Source organism: Thalassospira sp. MCCC 1A02491 (assembly GCF_001613785.1).
GTDB classification, from domain to species: Bacteria; Pseudomonadota; Alphaproteobacteria; order Rhodospirillales; family Thalassospiraceae; genus Thalassospira; species Thalassospira povalilytica.
This window is the reverse complement of sequence record NZ_LPVX01000005.1, coordinates 97531-115658: the sequence shown is the minus strand read 5'-3', so window position 1 is coordinate 115658 and position 18128 is coordinate 97531. Positions and strand designations below refer to the sequence as shown.

Sequence of the window (18128 nt, the reverse complement as noted above, 5' to 3'; positions counted from 1 at the left end):
CCGAGTTTTCGGACTTTACCGGTCCAAAACCGCCCTCCCCCTAGGGCACATGAATGACCGGCACGATCCAGCCGTGATCCTGCAAAACCTTGATCCCTTCAAACACCGGTATTGCCATCAAGAACCAAAGCGCATCGCGCGTGGTCGTTAGAAAAAGCGATGGCCGACACACCAGATCGGCCTCGTCACGCCAGCGATGCCAGGTCGGGCGAAACCGCGGCACAAGGTTTTTATAGCGCGTGAATGCAACCCCGAACCGGGCGGCAAGATGGGCTTCTTCGCGCAGGACAACCGCCCGAAATACCAGCCAGCACAAAATCGCAAACAGCACCGCGATCACAAGGCTTCCGGTCTGAGCACCAATGCCAAACGCGCCGATGATGCTGAAAAGATACAGCGGATTGCGACATATCGAATAAGGGCCGGTTGTCACCAGCTCGGTCTTTTTGCGTCCACCAATATAAAGCGAACACCACCCCCGCCCGAAAATACAGATCGCAATGGCCGCAAGGCCGATGGCCTCGACCCCGTCATGGGCGGGACTGTCCACCGGAAGGACAGACCGGCTGAGCAACACAAGCAGCAAAAGCCCGCCAATCCCGACCCGGATCACTTTTTTGCGCCGGCGCTGAAGACGTTGCAAATCGGCGTCCCCGGCGGATCGGTTTGTCATTTCGCGGTGATGGGCATCGCAGCGGGCAATGGGTGGTAACGGCAATGGCGTTTGGCACGACAAGGCTTGTGCGCATGCGTCGGTTGTGACCGGGGAAAATGACGGCGGGTAAAATGATGCCGGGGACATTTGCGGGCTCCTGTAAATTTGTGACACAGAATCCCTATCCCCTGCCCGGTCCATCTGGCGTCCGGTGCTGCGTATCCGGTCGTTCGGATGCCGGTTCGGTCGCAGGCAATGGCGTTGACTGCGGATTTCCCCGCCAACATCACCGCCGCCTTTTTTGGGGCGGACAGCGTTATCCGGCGGTGTTGTTCAAAACGGCATCGCGCACCGCACTTGGCGTTTCGCCGGTAAATTTCCGGAATGCCAGATTAAAGGTCGATTTGGAATTGAACCCGACGCTCAGCGCGATATCAAGGATCGTTCTTTCCGGTTCCAGCACAAGCACTGCACGGGCTTCTTCGATCCGGGTCTGATTGACGAAATCAAAGAAATTCTGCCCCAGATGCCGGTTCAGAACATAGGAAAGCTGATTGGGTGACACCCCGACCGCACGGGCAAGCTTTGGCAAGGATACCAGCGGATCAAGCAACAATTCCCGCCGTGCCCGGATATCGGCCAGCTTGGCAAGTGCGCGTTCCACCCCGTCATCATCAAGCAGCGACCGTGCGGCGTCCAAAGGTGTCGGCCGGACGTCAGATGCCGTCGCACGTTCCGGTCCACCAGTCAGGCCACCATTCAGGCCACCATTCAGGCCACCATGCAGGCCAGCATCCGGGCTGTCACGCACCTCATCCCCGGCGTCATCGCCCTGATTATCATCCGGGTTTGGCGATGCGGCTTGTGCCCGGCCGGTGGTTGCGGGGATTGCTGGTGTGGTTGCGCGTGCAGATGCGGTTTTGCCTGCGTCACCATCGGGCCAGTCGGCCATGACAAACAGCGCCGGTCTGGTGGCAATCACATAGGTCATGGCAAACAGAACCAGCACAAAGGCAAGGCCGGTCCCGGTCATTGCCATGGGTTCAGGAATGTAAAACGCGATGATGCGGCTCAACAGGACGGTCACGAAAATCAGGCAAACACCGCCCAGAATGACGGCAATCCAGCGCCGCATGGCCCGGCGGTCTGCGCCAAGCTGTTGCTGGGTCTGACGGAAATAGGTTTCTGACAACCGCCACAGGCGATGGATATAAAACGCCGCCTGCACAAAAATCGCCAACCAGCACACCGCCTTGACCGTTTCAACAATCACCGACTGTTCGTTTGTCGCCGGAACCGCCCCGAAACCATCAATGGTGAACAGCCAGGCCAGCAGATTGAAAATCACCGCGGCCGGAACAAAATGCACCCACGCACGACGATCCGGCGTTCCGGACAGTTCCCGGAAATAAAGATAGATCGCCGGACCAATCACGAAATTGGATGGAAAGAAAAACAGAACAATCAGGTCCTGCACCTGATCGGATCCGAATGTGTCGCCAACATCGGCCAGAAGATTGAGCATCAGGCAACACAGAAACAGCATCATCCACCGGTTGGCGGCAAGTGCGCGCACGCCTTCGGATCTGAGCAAAAGGCACAAAAACCCGCCCTGCAACAGCCCGACCACGGCAATTGTCACATCAAGATAATCCAGCACCCCGTTGCTCATGATTTGCCAACTGCACCTTGTGCTGTGCCCCCGTTGCCAGGATTGGGGCCGGAACCGGGATTGGCAAGCACGGCCGCCTTTTGGGCCAGTGACGCGGCAATCTTGGTCGCGGCTGGCTGATCAGCCGGTTGATCGAGGGGCTGATCCGCGGGAGACGCAACAGCATTGTCGCGCCCGGCTTCGCGAAATGCACTTGGCGTTTCGCCGGTGATTTTCTTGAAGGCCAGATTAAAGGTCGATTTCGAATTGAACCCGACACTCAGCGCGATATCAAGAATGGTGCGATCCGGTTCGAGCAACAAAACAGACCGCGCTTCGGCGATGCGCGCCGCATTGACGAAATCAAAGAAGCTTTGCCCGATATGATGGTTCAGAACATAGGACAGCTGATTTGGGGTCACCCCGACCGCACGCGCAAGCTTTGGCAGGGAAACCAGCGGATCAAGCAATATGTCACCGCGATTTTGAATGTCCGTTAACTGGGCAATGGCGCGTGTCAGCCCCTCCTCATCAAGAAGCGGACGCACTGGGCTTGTGACCGGGTTGGTGACCGGGCCATCGGTTTTTCGGGCGGTCTGCCCCTGTTCCGATGCAGGTGCCGATGGCGATACCTGTGTCGATGCCAGAACCGGATTGGGATGGTTTGATCGCAAGAAGCGGTCCTGACGGATGATGACAGGTCCTTCATCGGCATCATCGATATCGGTATCGGATGGCCAGTCGGCCATCACAAACAGCGCCGGTCTTGTGGCGATTTCATATGTCATGGCAAACAGAACCGCGACAAAGGCCATTTCAGTGCCGAACATTTCGGTACTGCGCGGCAGATAAAGCCCCACAATCTTGCCAATCGCGACCGTGACAAAAACAAGCGTCAATCCGCCAAGAATAACCCCGATCCAGCGCCGCATCAGATCACGGTCAGCCCCGAGCTGTTCCTGGGTTTGCTGGAAATAGCGGCATGCGACACGCCACAGCAGCGCAATATAAAGTGATATCTGGACAAAAATCGCCGTCCAGCAGAACACGGCAATCAGTTGCCGCACCGTATAGCCACCATCAAGGGCAATGGTCCGCCCGCCATCATGGGTGATGATCCAGGCAATCAGGTTGAACACCACCATCGGCAAAATCGCATGGATCCATGGCCGCCGCGATGGCTTGCCCGAAATTTCGCGGAAATAAAGATAGATCGCCGGGGCGATGACAAAATTGATCGGACCGAAAAACAGTTCAAGCGCCCGATCCACATCGGGGGAGACAAAATGTTCGATAACGTCTTCGATCAGGTTGCAGGCAATCGCAAAGATGAAAATCATCATCCAGCGGTTCGCCCCGAAGGCACGCGCACCTTCCGAACGCAGAATAAGACACAGGAAAACTGCCTGTATCAATCCAACGACGGCCACGGTGATACTTATATATTCCGTCCAACCGGTCATTCCGGTGTGCTCCTGATCTTTACTGCGGTCTGCTGTTATTCGGGTTTGGCGCAAGCTTACCGCACAAACCGACTATATCGTTTCAATAGACACAATCGGACACAAAAGGCGTCCGACTATGCACAGACGGACGCATCGCACACCGCTTTGCGTCACATTCCCGAACAGACACCGACCCGATGCGGCTGGTTGATGCGCGATCCTGTTATGTAACAGATCGCCCGCACCAATCGTCCAGGTAGAGTCCGTGTCATAAAAATTTCTATCATATTCGATTGACTGTATCGAACTGATATATGATAGTCCGACATATATCGGACTGATATAACGATTTTGGCACCTTCCCCCGCCATGTCGTGATCAGTCCGGGGGAAGAAACAAGGACACAGAACAGAAGATGGACGTACGCACACTCTGTCTGGGCGCCCTGATGGGTGGCGAGGCAACGGGATATGAAATTCGCAAGATGTTCGAGGATGGCACTTTCAGCCATTTTCAAATCGCATCCCTTGGCTCGATCTATCCGGCCCTGACCAAACTGACGCAGGATGGCCTGGTTACGTTTGTCGAACATGAACAGGAAAACCGCCCGGACAAGAAGGTCTATCAACTGACCCAGGAAGGCCGACGGACATTCCTGCGCACCCTGTTGCAAACACGCCCGGCCGAGGATCGCTATCGTTCGGACATTCTGTTCATGCTGACCTTTGCCGAAGAAATGCCGATCGAATTGACCGAAGCCCTGATTGATGAATTTGCGGCCCGTCATGAATTGATGAGCCACCAGATCGATCCGGACAACGAAGACAAGCAAGGAAGCCCGTCAACTTATGGCCGTGATGAAAATGGCAATCCCAAGCCGGGATGCTGTTTTGTTGCCGGACTGGGACAGGCGATGTGCGACGCGACGTTGAAATTCATCCGGGAAAACAAACAGGGCCTGCTTGATGAATTGCGAAACTTCAAGGCGCGGAAACCCTGATCGCCATATGTGATCGGGAAACAGCCTGACCTGCTGCGAATTGACGCAAAAAGACGTGCCTGCCAAGTGCCAAGGACGCATTCCGTCACCGGAATATTTGAGGGAACAAGAACATGAACGCTTCACGCCTGATCGCAATTTTACTGGTCTTGGGGACCGTTATTTGGATCGGCAGCGCCTATCTCGGTGAAGATTCCGCAGAGGCCGCAAACCCGTCCGAACAACACGCGACCGAGGAAACCGCAAAACCGCGTGCCTCTGTCCGCACCATTACCAGCATGGCGGTCGATCATGTCGATTATCTGCGCATTTCCGGGCGGACCGAAGCGGTCATTTCCGTTGATATCCGCGCAGAAACCGAAGCCCGCGTGATCGAAATCGGCGCCACCAAAGGCCAGGCTGTCAAAAAGGGCGACCTGATTGCAAAACTTGCCGTTGATGACCGGCTGGCACGGGTCGAAAAGGCGCGCGCCCTTGTCGCCCAGCGCGAACTTGAACATTCGGCGGCCAAAAGTCTGGCCGAAAAGAACTATCGCTCCAAAACCGGTGTTGCCCAGACTTTGGCATTGCTTGAAGAAGCCAAGGCCGATCTGACCATTGCACGGACCGAGCTGAACAATACCGAAATCCGCGCGCCATTTGACGGTATCGTCGAAACGCGCCCGGCCGAGGTCGGCGATCTTTTGTCGATTGGCGATGCGGTTGCGACCCTGATCCAGACAGACCCGATGCTGGTGGTTGCACAGGTTCCCGAACATTCGATCGGTGCCATCGAACTGGGCCAGCTTGCCAGTGTGACGCTTTATGACGGCACCCGTCATGATGGCATTGTGCGCTATACCGCGCGGGTTTCTGACAACAATACCCGCACATTCCGGGTCGAAGTCGAAATCGACAATCGCGATCAGCATATCCCTGACGGCATGACGGCCGAACTGCAAATCCCGGTCGGCACCAAACGCGCCCATCAGGTTTTGCCATCGGTTCTGACCCTTAATGATGCCGGTGAACTTGGTGTGCGGGCCGTGACCGACGGCAACAAGGTCGTCTTCCTGCCCGCAGAATTGCAGGGCGGATCGCGTGACCGCGTCTGGATCGGCGGCCTGCCCCAGGAGTTCGAGCTGATCGTGGTTGGCCATGACTGGGTCAAGGAAGGTGCGATTGTCGATGTCGTGCATCTGGAAACCGATGAAAACGGTCTTCCGATTGCACCGGCACCGGCGGCGGCATCCGCGACCGGAAATGCCGATACCGCCACGACACTTTCGGAACGGACCGCGCAATAAGCGCGTGCATGAGGAGATAGAAAATGTCCCTGATTGATCACGCGTTAAACAGGTCGCGAACCGTCATCCTTGTTCTGATCCTGCTGCTGGCGGCGGGCTGGGTTGGCTATAACACCATCCCGAAAGAAGCCGATCCGGACGTCCAGATCCCGGTTCTTTATGTCACCATGCATCATGACGGCGTTTCGCCCGAAGATGCCGAACGGCTGTTGCTGCGCCCGATGGAGCAGGAATTGCGTTCGATCGAAGGTGTCAAGGAAATGAGTTCCCAGTCCTATCAGGACGGGGCATCGGTGACGCTTGAATTCTATTCCGATGTTGAAATCGACGAGGCATTGGCAGATGTCCGCGAACGGGTCGATATCGCCAAATCCGAACTGCCAGAAGATACCGACGATCCCGAAGTTCACGAAGTGAACCTGTCGCTGTTCCCGGTTCTAGTCGTGACCCTTTCGGGGGATGTGCCCGAACGTGCGCTTCTGCGCATAGCCCGTGACCTTAAGGATTCAATCGAAGGCATCCCGGCGGTTCTCGAAGCCAATCTTGCCGGTGACCGCGAAGAACTTGTCGAATTTGTCATCGACCCGATGAAGGTCGAGGCCTATCGCCTGAACGGCATCGATATCGTATCGCTGGTGCGCAATTCCAACGCGCTTGTTGCCGCCGGTGCGGTCGATACCGGCACCGGACGGTTCAACATCAAGGTGCCCGGCCTGTTTGAAAGCGTGTCCGACATTCTTGACATGCCGCTGATTGTTGACGGGGATTCCGTCATCCGGTTCCGCGATATCGGCGATGTGCGCCGGACCTTCAAGGATGCCGAAAGCTTTGCCCGTCTGAATGGCGAACCGGCAATCGCGATCGAGGTTTCCAAACGTGTCGGTGAAAACATCATCGAGGTCATCGATGCGATCAAGACCACCACAGCCGAGGCACAGCAAGCCTTTCCGCCCAACCTAACGGTCAGCTATTCACAGGACAAGTCATCTGACATCCGCACCATGCTGACCGATCTTCAGAACAGTGTGATCCTGGCGATCCTGCTGGTGATGGTGGTGGTGATCTGGTCGCTGGGCTGGCGGTCGGGACTTCTGGTCGGGCTGGCCATTCCGGGGTCATTCCTGACGGCGATCCTGATCCTTTGGGCGCTGGGCATGACGGTCAATATCGTCGTTCTGTTCAGCCTGATCCTTGCGGTCGGGATGCTGGTGGATGGCGCCATTGTTGTCACCGAATATGCCGATCGCAAAATGATTGACGGCCTGCATCGCAAGGAAGCCTATCCGCTTGCGGCAAAACGCATGGCATTGCCGATCATTGCATCGACCGCCACCACGCTTGCCGCCTTCCTGCCGCTGGCATTCTGGCCCGATATCGTTGGCGAATTCATGAAATTCCTGCCGATTACGGTTCTGTTTACCCTGTCGGCATCGCTTGTCATGGCGCTGATCTTTGTCCCGACGGTCGGGGCATGGTTTGGCAAACCGGGCAGTGAAAGCAATGAAAGCCTAGAAGCCATTGCTGCCGACCATGCCGATGACATTCACAAGGTCAAGGGCGGCACCGGGCTTTATGTCCGGATGCTCAGGACATCGCTTCGCTTCTATTGGCTGGTGGTGCCTGCGGCCTTTGTCATTCTGATCGTCGTCTGGGGTGCGTTTGGCGTGCTGGGCAAGGGTGTTGAATTCTTCCCGGCGGTTGAACCGGAAGTCGCCGTTGTCCAGGTCCGTGCGCGCGGCAACCTGTCCTATTATGAACAGGATGCGTTGCTCAAGGAAGTCGAGGACCGCATTCTTGACCTTGATGCCCGTCACGAAGGCGAACACTGGTTTGATACGGTCTATGCCCGGTCGGGCAAGAATGCCGGTGGTAATGAGGCGTCCGAAGATGTGATCGGTGTCGTGCAGCTTGAATATGCCGACTGGCAGAACCGCCCCAAGGCAACCGAGATCGAAAAACGCATTCTGGCCGAAACGGCCGATCTTGCCGGGATTCATGTCGAAGTCCGCGCCCAGGAAGCAGGTCCGCCCCAGGGCAAGGACATCCAGATACAGCTGCGTTCCTTCTATCCCGAACTTCTGGATGAAACCGCGACCATGCTGGTCAACGGTTTGCAGGAAATGGGCGGCATGTATAACTTCGAAGACGGCAAATCGCCCCCGGGCATTGACTGGGAATATACGGTTGACCGTGCCCAGGCGCTTAAATTCGGGGCCGATATCAACCAGATCGGCAATGTCGTCAAACTGGTGACCAACGGCATCAATTTCTCGACCTATCGTCCGGACGATTCAACCGAGGAAATCGATATTGTCGGGCGCTATCCCGCGCAGTACCGATCGCTTGATGAACTTGAAAACCTTCAGATCGTGACCGACAAGGGTTTGGTGCCGCTGTCGAACTTCATCACACGTACTCCCAAACCCAAAACCGGGACCCTGACCCGTGTGGACAGCCGCCGTGCATTGACCGTCAAGGCCGACGTTCAGGACGGGGTGCTGGTTGATACCAAACTGGGCGAGGTCAAGGAATGGATGAAGACGCTTGATATCGATCCGCGGATTTCGGTCGAATTCAAGGGACAGGACGAAGAACAGAAAAAGTCTGCGGACTTCCTGATGAATGCCTTTACGGTCGCGCTGTTCATCATGTTCATCATTCTGGTAACGCAGTTCAACAGCATCTCGAGCTCGCTTCTGATCATGATCGCGATCATCATGTCGACGGCGGGTGTGTTCCTGGGGCTTATGATCACCGGGCAGGCCTTCTCGATCGTGATGAACGGGATTGGCGTCGTCGCACTGGCCGGGATTGTTGTGAACAACAATATCGTTCTGATCGATACCTTTGACCGGCTTAAACACACCGCCGGAAGCATCGAGGCCGCCATCCTGCAAACCGGTGCACAGCGTTTGCGCCCGGTGATGCTGACCACGGTGACCACCATTCTTGGTCTGGTGCCGATGGTGCTTCAGATCAATATCGACTTTGCCGCCCGCGATGTTTCAATCGGCGCACCGTCAACCCAGTGGTGGGTACAGCTTTCGACCTCGATTGCATTCGGTCTGGCCTTTGCCACGGCCCTGACCCTGATCTTTACGCCCTGCGCATTGATGATGCGTCACAAGCTTGGCGGCAAGTTCCGCCATCTTGGCCCGTGGGTGAAATCGGTCAGTGCGACCTGGCTTGGTCGTGGTCCCAAAAATCAGTCCGGCCCGACGGCCTGATCAGCATAGCCGCGCGACTTTTTCCCCCGACCCCGCCGCGCGGTTACACCGGCCCCCTTCCCCGGGGGCCGGTGATTTATTTGGTGACTTATTTTGGTGATTTATTTTCCGGCCAAGAAAACAGGGACCCTAACCATTTGCCTTCAAGACAATATATCGAAATATACGTATAAACGAATTCACACGTGCAATCAGGGTTCTGCCTTCGACAAAAGGCGTAGACAGGCCGTTATTGCAATGCAATGCCGGGCAAAGCTAATACACACTTTGCTAAGGAAGTTGCGTGTATCGTTAAACAAAATACAAAAAAGAATTCGTAATCGGGAACAGGGGATTGCAATGGCGAGGGGTAAACTCGGCCCGACCAGCTTGTGCCTGCTGGCTGGAGCATGGCTGTGCATATTGCTGGCATCCGGTGATGTTCGGGCGCAAAACAGTCCGACATTCACATGGGCTGTGCCGCCCTTTGCCCCGGCCTTTATCACAGATCAGGACGAACTGACCGGATACGCCGCCGATACCCAGAACTGGTTTGCCCAGCGTCTTCCGCACTATCATCACGAAATCCTGCAAGTACCGCTTGCACGGTTGCTGGCCGAAATGAAAAGCGGCGATGGCGAATTGCGCTGTTCGGCGACCCTGATCCCCACCCCGGAACGCCGCGAATATATTACCTTTGCCAAGACGATCCTTTTGCATCTGCCGATTTCGGTTGTCATCCGGGTCGAAGACCAGGACCTGTTTGCGCCCTATCTTGATGATGCCGGCCATGTCGAACTGTCGCGTCTTGTATCGGATCAGCATCTTACGACGGCCATCCGCATCGGCCGGGCCTATGGCACCCAGGTCGACAAACAATTGATGGCCCATCGCAATGATGTCCATGTCATGCAGGTCGCCGATGACACCAAATTCCTGCGCATGCTCGAACTTCATCGCATTGATTGGACGCTGTATTTCCCGTCCGAGGCCGAATTTTACCGCCGCGACCAGACCCCGGACCTAAAAATCAAGGCGCTTCCGATTGCCGGCAGCACCACCTTGCTCGAAGCGACCATCGGCTGTGCCAACACCCCGGCCGGGCGCAAAGCCATTGCCGAAATCAACAGAATTATCGATGACCACCCGTCCATGCCCTGGACCGATTTCTATGCCGAATGGCTAAGCCCGCAGGACCGCGACTGGTTCAAGGCCGCACGCGACCAGTTCATCAATCCCAACCAGTTCGAAGCCCGGCTGCAATATCATCACCGGCCGGAAAAATAGAATTTTACCAATAAATATTTGCATTTAGCGCCCCGAATTCCCTTATAAGTAAGCAGTTGAATTTCCTGCTTGAACGGGGAGAAATGATAATGCGCCCCATCGGGAACCGTCATGTGCGCCGGGTTGCGCGATCCAGTTTTGCTGTGCTGTTTTTGGCAATCTGCCTGACCTTGGTCGGGGCGGGAATGACCGCTCATGCCCAGACCAAACAACCCGTCACCTGGGCGCTGACACCCCTGCCGCCCGCGATGCTTGAAAAGGACGGGGCGATTGTCGGTTACGGGGTGGACATTCTGGACTGGTTTGCTGCCCGCCTTCCCGACTATCAGCATCAAAAGGAAATCATTCCCCTGCCCCGGCTGGTCAAAACCATTACCGGGCCGGGCACCTATTGCAATATCGGTATGAACCCGACCGAAGAACGCAAAAAGTTCCTGCATTTCAGCGAAGCGGTACTGCCGCATCTTCCAGTCAGCCTGATCACAAACCCGCACCGCGAAGAACAGATCAAGCCGTTTCTCAATCCGGACGGGGAAATCGATCTTGAACGCATGATCACGTTTGGCAAGCTTAATGGTGCCTTGCGCTCGCAGCGTTCCTACGGGGCAACGATTGACGCGATCCTGCGGCGAAACATCAACAATCCGGGCCTAAGCTTTATTGGCAATGACGCCAATTTCTTGCAACTTATTGCGCTTGGCCGGCTGGACTGGACGCTGTATCTGCCCGCCGAAGCAGAATATTACCGCCGCACCAAACTGCCCGGTGAAATCTTTTCAAGCTGGCATATCGCGGGCAATGACCATCTGATGCCGGCATCGATTGCATGCAGCAAAACCGTGGTCGGTGATGCGATTGTTGCCGCGATCAATACCCTGGTCAAAGACAATCCCGACATGCCCTGGACCCGGTTTTATGCCTCGTCGCTGTCCGAACAGGACCAGATCCGCTATCAGCAGAAACTGCGCAACTATCAACGCGCACCCGGTTCAAGCCTGTCACAGGTGATTGATCAGTAAGGCGGATGACGCCTTTGCGTCCCGATACGTTTCCGCCTTCCCACAGTCAGCACAACCTTCCCAGCCGTCACAAACAAAAAAAGCCGACAAGACTGTCGGCTTTTTGCGGATCAATTCGGATCAGTTCTGATGGACGCGATTAAGCCCCTCGTCGGGATCGTCATCGGGTTCGCCATCGTCATCTTCTTCGTCCGGGGTATCCTGTTCCTGCTGATGTTCGACACCCATGCGGCGATAGGAACGATAGGATAGCGGGAAGGTGATGAAATAGATCGCGGCAATCGCCGAAAGCGTCAGCCACGGCGAGGACACCAGAAACGCCACCGACGCCCCGAAGGCCAGCATCAACGGCAATACCCATGCGCGCGGGACCTTGACCTTCTTGAAGCTGAAGGTCGGCAGGCGCGACACCATCAGACCGGCAATCAGAACACCATAAGGTGCAACGATATAGGGGCTGTCAAAGATGCCTTCGCCAAACTGGAAGGTCAGGACAATCGGCCACATGGCAAGGGCGGCTGCCGCCGGGGCCGGAACCCCGGTAAAGAAGCGATAAGCCCAGGTCGGCAGTTCCGGTTCACCCAGCATCTGGGTGTTAAACCGTGCCAGACGCAGCATCATGCAAACCGCAAACAGCAGCGACAAAGCCCAGCCGATGCCACCGAATTCATGGAGCGACCAGAAATACAGCATCATCGCCGGTGCAACGCCAAAGCAGACAAAGTCCGACAGGCTGTCGAGTTCGCCGCCAAAGCGGCTTGACGCGTTAAGCATCCGGGCCAGACGGCCATCAAGGCCGTCAATGATCCCGGCAATCAGAATGGCGGCAACCGCGGCTTCCCACCGATCCTGCATCGCAAAGCGGATCGAGGTCAAACCGGCACACATACCCATGATCGTCGCCACATTGGGCACCAGCCGCGTAAGCGACATCGCCTTGAAACGACGCGGACGACGGGTCGGTTCGATGCCGCCAGCCATTAGCGGATCTCCCCGACGGCGGCTTCCTTGCCCTTGACCGAAACATCGGCAAGAACAGTTTCACCGGCAATCGTGGTCTGACCGACAATCACGTTCGGCGACACACCTTCGGGCAGATAGACATCAACGCGCGAGCCAAAGCGGATCAGGCCGAAACGCTCGCCAGCCTTAAGCTGGGATCCGGTACCGACATCACACAGAATACGACGCGCGACCAGACCTGCGATCTGGACAACACCGAATTCGCGGCCTTCCTTGTCACGGACAAGCAGGATCTGGCGTTCGTTGTTTTCCGATGCCTTGTCGAGTTCGGCATTGACGAATTTGCCCGGAACATAGGCCTCGCCAACGACTTCGCCATTCACCGGGCAACGGTTCACATGGACATTGAAAACGTTCATGAAGATCGAAACGCGGGTGCGCGGGGTCTTGTCGTCAAGTTCCAGTTCCTTGGGCAACGGCGCCTGCGAAATCATGCAGACACGCCCGTCTGCCGGCGAAATCACCAGATTTTCGTCGGTCGGGGTGATGCGGTCCGGATCACGGAAGAAATAGGCACACCACAGCGTCAGGATCACGCCGATCCAGCCCAATGGTTCCGCAATCAGGAACAAGCCCACAGTAATTGCCGCGAAAATCGCAACGAATTTCCAGCCTTCAGGATTGATCGGTACAAGAACGGATTTCAAAGTCTTAATTCCCTGGTTGCCATGGATCGGGCATATCAAATCGATACCATCGGTATCATGCGGGCGCGTTCTTAGCATCTAGTGATGACAAAGGGCAACGCAACCCGACAAAACTGTTCGCCAAAAAATCGAAAGGCGCAAAACACACTTATCATGTGTTTTGCGCCTCGAAAAGAAAAGCGATGCTTACTGAGCTTTTTCTTCGTTGGGCAGGGCGAAAATCTGGCCCGGATAGATCAGGTCAGGATCGCGGATCTGCTTGCGGTTCTGGTGATAGATCACCCAGTATTTCAAACCGTCACCATAGGTGCGCCGTGCAATGCGCCACAGGCTGTTGCCCGGCTGAACGACATAGCGTGATCCCGGCTCAAGAATTTCATCAGGACGTGCACGTTCAAACGGAATTTCAACACGCGCGGTCACCTTGCCGGTATCATCAAGCTGATCGGCACGCATGGTGTAATTGCCCGGTTCGATCGGCTCGCCAATGGTCAGCGCCCAGTTACCGTTTTCATCGGCGGGGGCGGTCCCGACATGCTGGTTATCAAGATAGACCTGAACGCTGTGGTTTATGTCAGCCTTGCCCGACATGGCAACGCGGCCCTGTTCGTCATAATCGACAACATCAATCGACAGGCGCGGCATGCCCGGTTCGTCAGAGCCGACATCTTCGCTTTTGGCATCGACGGGTTCTTCAAGCTTGGCCGGACCCTGAAGTACGGTTGCGGCACCGTCGCCTTCGGATGGAACCTTAAGGGCGATGATCGGTGCGCTTTCTTCCTTGGTTTCCGCCGTTTCAGCGTTACCTTCCGATCCGCCGTCCGCCGTTGCGGCATCGGGTTTGGCATCGGGGATCAGCACCACGACCTTGTCGTCGGCCTTGGCAACCGTGCCGCTGGCATCTTCGGATTCAAGGGAAAGTTCGCGGTCGCCACTTGCCAGCGGCTTGCCCGGCAGAACGACCCATTCGCCACGCTCGTCAGCTGTTGCTTCGCCGATGACTTCTTCGCCTTCGCGGATGCGGACCTTGCTGTTGGGGGCGGCACGACCGGCGATCACGGCATTGCCATCCGGACCGATGCGCACAACATCAAAACTTGGATTGGTGATTTCCGGTGCCGAAGATTCCGGCGATGCTGCCGGTTCCGGAGCCTTGACCTCAGAGGTATCTGTGGTCGTAACCGCGGGCGCCTGTGTGACCGGCGCAGTGTCTTCATCTGCACTTTGGGTCAACATGTAATTCAGCGCAATCGCCGCAATGATCAGTACAACGCCGACAATGACGAGGATATAGGGTCGTTTCACCGGAAATATCCTTGAACGATGTTTATGTTATCAGGGTTTTACCCCCATGGTCGCGGCCAAATCGTTGGAATTGCTTGCCATATTCCCCTCAAACAACCCCTTTGGACGCGTTAATTAGAAACTTGTACTACTTTCAGATCACAGTTTCCATAACGTAACGAACAAACGATATCGCGCAACCGTTAGGTAAAGATGAATAGAATCAGTCTGTTTGCTTAAATAACAGAATGCTTAATCAGTCAAATCGCCACAGCAATCATCAATCGCCGGTCACGCGCCACCGCCCGGATCCGGATTACAGGCTGCTGGCCATCTGGGCTGCGACATAGGCAACCAGTGCCGTCATGATCAGGGGCAGAACCAGCACCCCGAACCGGATCACGCTGCGCACCAGCACGGCCTGTGCCGGATTGGCATCAGGCACCAGCGCGCCAAGCCGGGCTGCACCGCGCCCGGCCGACACCACCAGCAACAACACCGCAAAGGCAAAGCATGATGCCGGCATCAGGATCATCATCGCCGCCGCACTGGCCATCAGGGCCCCGACAACGCCCAGCCACACCGTCGCACGATATTGCGGGGCGGCCTTTTCCGACACCAGCGCAACCACCAGTGCGATCCACAAGGCGGCCTGAAACACCACATGCTGGCCAAGGCCGAATTCATGGGCAATGATCCCCTGCCCCAATGCCAGCGTCATAAGCATCGCAACCGGGCCGGGCTTGGCATCGCCCGCGGGATCCGCACCGGCATCCTGGGTCGATGATTTGGTATTTCGGGTTTTGGCCGTCTTGGATTTTTTGCCCTTTGCCGGTTTGTCGGAAGGGTCGTCATCCTGATCAAAGTCCGGGCGTGTCACCCACAGGAAACAGCCGCCAATTATCAGAAAGGCCAACCATGCCAGGATCTTGATCCCGCCCGGATGATAGGAAAGCCCGCTGATCGGGGCAGCAAGCACCAGCCATGCCCCCAACAACAGCAATACCGCCGAAACCACCAGACATACCCGTTCGGACAATCGCGAAAAATCAAGGATCGCGCCACAGACACCGCCCAGAACCAGCATCAGCAACGCCGCCCCGACACCCCCGCGCGCAGTATCGGGAAGCCCGATTGCGGCTGGCACGGCAACCGCAACCGCCGGAATAATCGCGCCCAGAACAAGACGGCGCGCCACCGCCCGTTCAAGGCCAAGCCACAGCGCAAGCATCAGAACCGCGGCAATAATGCCCGATACCAGAATGGCAAGTAATAAGGGATTGTCGACAAACACGGTGGGCGATCCTGCCTTCTTTTCGTTGGTTGGTTATCTGTTGCTTTTGCCGGGCACGATGATGTGCACAGCATTACCCATCCCACAATCAGGTTCATAACTTGTTAACTCTCGTGCGAATTCCGCACAGAACAAGCAGCGCGCGCGATCAGCTCGTTACGCTGGATGGTTTCGCCCGATCGCCGGGTCGTTTCACCAGATTGCCGGATGGCCGGGCCGTTGTGACAAACAAAAGCAACGGAAATACGGCGCAATAGCGTCATTGAAATTTAAATTGCTGTCATGCGGAAATTCCTGACCTCTTGGCGATTTGATCGGCTATGTTCAAATTCCGTACGGGGCGACAGCACCAAAATCGCCCCGCTACCTGCGAAACAAGAAACAAAAGGCAGGTCGCCATGACTAAAGTAAAATCAATCTGTGTATTCTGCGGCGCTTCGAACGGGAAAAATCCCCAGCATATGGAAAATGCCATCACCTTTGGCAAAATGATGGCTGAACGGGGCATCGCGCTGGTTTATGGCGGGGGCCGTATCGGCCTTATGGGGGCTGTTGCCGACGGCGTCATGAAAAATGGCGGCGAAGTGATCGGGATCATCCCCGAACATCTGCATGATATCGAAGTCGGTCATACCGGGCTTTCGGAACTGATTGTCTGCAAATCCATGCATCAGCGCAAAGTTGAAATGTTCCGTCGTTCCGATGCCTTCGTGACGCTGGCCGGTGGTCTTGGCAGCCTTGATGAAGCATTCGAAGCCATGACCCTGCGTCAGCTTGGCATTCATGACAAACCGATGGTGTTCCTGAATGCACTTGGGTATTGGGACAAGTGCTTTGACATGATTGACGGCATCATTGACGAAGGCTTTGCCCGCGAAAGCCACAAGAATCTTTATACCGTCGCCAACACGCTTGATGAAATCTTTGAACAGCTTTCGGCCGAACCGGCACCGAAATTCGACCCGCGCGAAAAGCTTTTCTGATCCGGTCATGCCAATGGGCCGGTTGCGGTCCATTGGCAATATCCGTGATATTACAAGAACAAGCCGTAAAATCTCGATTTAGTCAAATTTCAACTAACTTGTTGATATTAAATAATTTTCTGAATATTGATGTAAATCACCACACGCCGACGTAGAATTTGATCTTGTACTTTCTCCACCAATTGGGAGAGAGAACATGAGACCGCATCAATTTCTCGCGACGATCCTGATATCTGGCGGCACACTGGTTGGCATCAGCAATGCCGCATTTGCCGTTGATCCCGCCCAGCTCCGCGAAAGTGCCAAAGACTATTTCGAAGTCATTCCATCGATGGTTCCCGCCATCGCCGGAAATGCCGTGACCCGTGAAAAAGTCGATCTGGGCAAGAAGCTGTTTTTTGATCCGCGCCTGTCGGCCAGCGCAATCATTTCGTGCAATACCTGTCACAATCTTGGCATGGGCGGCGATGACAATCTTGAAACATCGATCGGGCATGGCTGGCAGAAAGGCCCGCGCAACGCCCCGACGGTTTACAACGCCGTCTTTAACGAAGCCCAGTTCTGGGACGGTCGTGCCGAAGACCTCAAAGCACAGGCCAAGGGCCCGGTTCAGGCCGGGGTCGAAATGGCCAGCACACCCGAGCGGGTTGTGACGGTTCTGAATTCGATGCCCGAATATGTCGCACAATTCAATGCCGCCTTCCCCGGACAGAACGACCCGGTCACCTTTGACAATATGGCAATGGCGATCGAAGCATTCGAGGCAACCCTGATCACCCCGGCATCACGGTTTGACCAGTTCCTTGAAGGCAATGACACCATAATGACCGAAACCGAACTGGCCGGGCTTGAACTGTTCATCGATACCGGCTGCGCATCCTGTCACAACGGGGTGAATGTCGGCGGCACCGGTTATTATCCGTTCGGCGTTGTCGAACAGCCCGGGGCCGAAATCCTGCCGCCCGATGACAAGGGACGGTTTGCAGTTACCCAGACGGCGACCGATGACTATGTCTTCCGGGCCGGGCCGCTGCGCAACATTGCCCTGACCGCCCCCTATTTCCATTCCGGCAAGGTCTGGAACCTTGAACAGGCGGTCGCAATCATGAGTTCGTCCCAGCTGGGCACGGAACTGAATGATGCCGAAGTTCAGGCCATTACCGCCTTCCTGCACACCCTGACCGGGGAAACGCCAAGCGTTGAATATCCGGTTTTGCCGGTCAGCAGCCCGACAACCCCGAAACCCGCAGCGATGATCGCGAACTGATCATCACGTCCCCCAGAGCCCGGATCGGTTGTCATCCGATCCGGCAACCTCAAGGCCGCCCGCAGCAAGGCGGCCTTTTTT

14 protein-coding genes are annotated in these 18128 nt (G+C 56.0%); 7 read left to right on the top strand and 7 right to left on the bottom strand.

All coding sequences use genetic code 11. The annotated features are described in order from the left end of the window. Positions 1-40 precede the first annotated feature (40 nt). From AUQ42_RS03275 to AUQ42_RS03265, 3 genes are all read right to left on the bottom strand, one after another. Positions 41-643 (bottom strand): isoprenylcysteine carboxylmethyltransferase family protein, encoded by a 603-nt coding sequence (locus tag AUQ42_RS03275; RefSeq protein WP_231856668.1) that lies wholly within the window; start codon positions 641-643, stop codon positions 41-43. Positions 644-971: 328 nt separating this feature from the next. After that, the gene (locus AUQ42_RS15970) at positions 972-2327 is read right to left on the bottom strand and encodes an AraC family transcriptional regulator (protein ID WP_068517534.1); all 1356 of its coding nucleotides are present in this window, start codon (positions 2325-2327) and stop codon (positions 972-974) included. Continuing rightward, positions 2324-3769, bottom strand: a complete 1446-nt coding sequence (locus tag AUQ42_RS03265; protein ID WP_082817703.1) for an AraC family transcriptional regulator — start codon at positions 3767-3769, stop codon at positions 2324-2326. Before AUQ42_RS03265 ends, AUQ42_RS15970 begins: the two co-directional genes overlap by 4 nt. 397 nt (positions 3770-4166) lie before the next feature. On the opposite strand from AUQ42_RS03265, the gene AUQ42_RS03260 reads away from it, so the two are divergent. The 5 genes from AUQ42_RS03260 (at position 4167) to AUQ42_RS03240 (ending at position 11549) form a co-directional block, all read left to right on the top strand. After that, complete coding sequence (locus AUQ42_RS03260; protein ID WP_068517533.1) at positions 4167-4751, top strand: PadR family transcriptional regulator; 585 nt, start codon at positions 4167-4169, stop codon at positions 4749-4751. A gap of 113 nt (positions 4752-4864) precedes the next feature. Next, positions 4865-6037, top strand: a complete 1173-nt coding sequence (locus tag AUQ42_RS03255; protein ID WP_068517532.1) for an efflux RND transporter periplasmic adaptor subunit — start codon at positions 4865-4867, stop codon at positions 6035-6037. A gap of 23 nt (positions 6038-6060) precedes the next feature. Then, entirely contained in the window at positions 6061-9264 is a 3204-nt protein-coding gene (locus tag AUQ42_RS03250; protein WP_068517531.1) for an efflux RND transporter permease subunit, read from the top strand. A 339-nt stretch (positions 9265-9603) separates the two neighbouring features. Continuing rightward, the gene (locus AUQ42_RS03245; protein WP_082817702.1) at positions 9604-10530 is read left to right on the top strand and encodes a TIGR02285 family protein; all 927 of its coding nucleotides are present in this window, start codon (positions 9604-9606) and stop codon (positions 10528-10530) included. A gap of 89 nt (positions 10531-10619) precedes the next feature. Then, positions 10620-11549, top strand: coding sequence for a hypothetical protein (locus tag AUQ42_RS03240; RefSeq protein ID WP_068517529.1), 930 nt, complete (start codon positions 10620-10622; stop codon positions 11547-11549). Positions 11550-11669: 120 nt separating this feature from the next. Here AUQ42_RS03240 and pssA read toward each other — a convergent pair whose 3' ends face one another. The 4 genes from pssA to AUQ42_RS03220 all read right to left on the bottom strand — a co-directional run bounded on the left by pssA (position 11670) and on the right by AUQ42_RS03220 (position 15797). Continuing rightward, positions 11670-12530 carry a CDP-diacylglycerol--serine O-phosphatidyltransferase gene (gene pssA, locus AUQ42_RS03235; RefSeq protein ID WP_068517528.1) on the bottom strand — a complete coding sequence of 287 codons (861 nt, stop codon included), beginning with the start codon at positions 12528-12530 and terminating at the stop codon, positions 11670-11672. Then, positions 12530-13228 carry a phosphatidylserine decarboxylase gene (locus tag AUQ42_RS03230; protein ID WP_068517643.1) on the bottom strand — a complete coding sequence of 233 codons (699 nt, stop codon included), beginning with the start codon at positions 13226-13228 and terminating at the stop codon, positions 12530-12532. The genes pssA and AUQ42_RS03230 overlap by 1 nt, the downstream gene beginning before the upstream one ends. A 177-nt stretch (positions 13229-13405) precedes the next feature. Further along, entirely contained in the window at positions 13406-14524 is a 1119-nt protein-coding gene (locus AUQ42_RS03225; protein WP_068517527.1) for an Ig-like domain-containing protein, read from the bottom strand. Between the two features lie 295 nt (positions 14525-14819). Further along, positions 14820-15797, bottom strand: coding sequence for a hypothetical protein (locus AUQ42_RS03220; RefSeq protein ID WP_068517526.1), 978 nt, complete (start codon positions 15795-15797; stop codon positions 14820-14822). Between the two features lie 398 nt (positions 15798-16195). On the opposite strand from AUQ42_RS03220, the gene AUQ42_RS03215 reads away from it, so the two are divergent. Then, positions 16196-16780 carry a TIGR00730 family Rossman fold protein gene (locus AUQ42_RS03215; protein WP_068517525.1) on the top strand — a complete coding sequence of 195 codons (585 nt, stop codon included), beginning with the start codon at positions 16196-16198 and terminating at the stop codon, positions 16778-16780. A gap of 196 nt (positions 16781-16976) precedes the next feature. Next, positions 16977-18047, top strand: a complete 1071-nt coding sequence (locus AUQ42_RS03210; protein WP_068517524.1) for a cytochrome-c peroxidase — start codon at positions 16977-16979, stop codon at positions 18045-18047. Positions 18048-18128 lie beyond the last annotated feature (81 nt).

Excerpts from the sequence above, each read along its gene's own strand:
- AUQ42_RS15970 (WP_068517534.1), bottom strand. The coding sequence starts at position 2,327 with ATGAGCAACGGGGTGCTGGATTATCTTGATGTGACAATTGCCGTGGTC.
- AUQ42_RS03265 (WP_082817703.1), bottom strand. The coding sequence starts at position 3,769 with ATGACCGGTTGGACGGAATATATAAGTATCACCGTGGCCGTCGTTGGA.
- AUQ42_RS03260 (WP_068517533.1), top strand. The coding sequence starts at position 4,167 with ATGGACGTACGCACACTCTGTCTGGGCGCCCTGATGGGTGGCGAGGCA.
- AUQ42_RS03255 (WP_068517532.1), top strand. The coding sequence starts at position 4,865 with ATGAACGCTTCACGCCTGATCGCAATTTTACTGGTCTTGGGGACCGTT.
- AUQ42_RS03250 (WP_068517531.1), top strand. The coding sequence starts at position 6,061 with ATGTCCCTGATTGATCACGCGTTAAACAGGTCGCGAACCGTCATCCTT.
- AUQ42_RS03245 (WP_082817702.1), top strand. The coding sequence starts at position 9,604 with ATGGCGAGGGGTAAACTCGGCCCGACCAGCTTGTGCCTGCTGGCTGGA.
- AUQ42_RS03240 (WP_068517529.1), top strand. The coding sequence starts at position 10,620 with ATGCGCCCCATCGGGAACCGTCATGTGCGCCGGGTTGCGCGATCCAGT.
- pssA (WP_068517528.1), bottom strand. The coding sequence starts at position 12,530 with ATGGCTGGCGGCATCGAACCGACCCGTCGTCCGCGTCGTTTCAAGGCG.
- AUQ42_RS03215 (WP_068517525.1), top strand. The coding sequence starts at position 16,196 with ATGACTAAAGTAAAATCAATCTGTGTATTCTGCGGCGCTTCGAACGGG.
- AUQ42_RS03210 (WP_068517524.1), top strand. The coding sequence starts at position 16,977 with ATGAGACCGCATCAATTTCTCGCGACGATCCTGATATCTGGCGGCACA.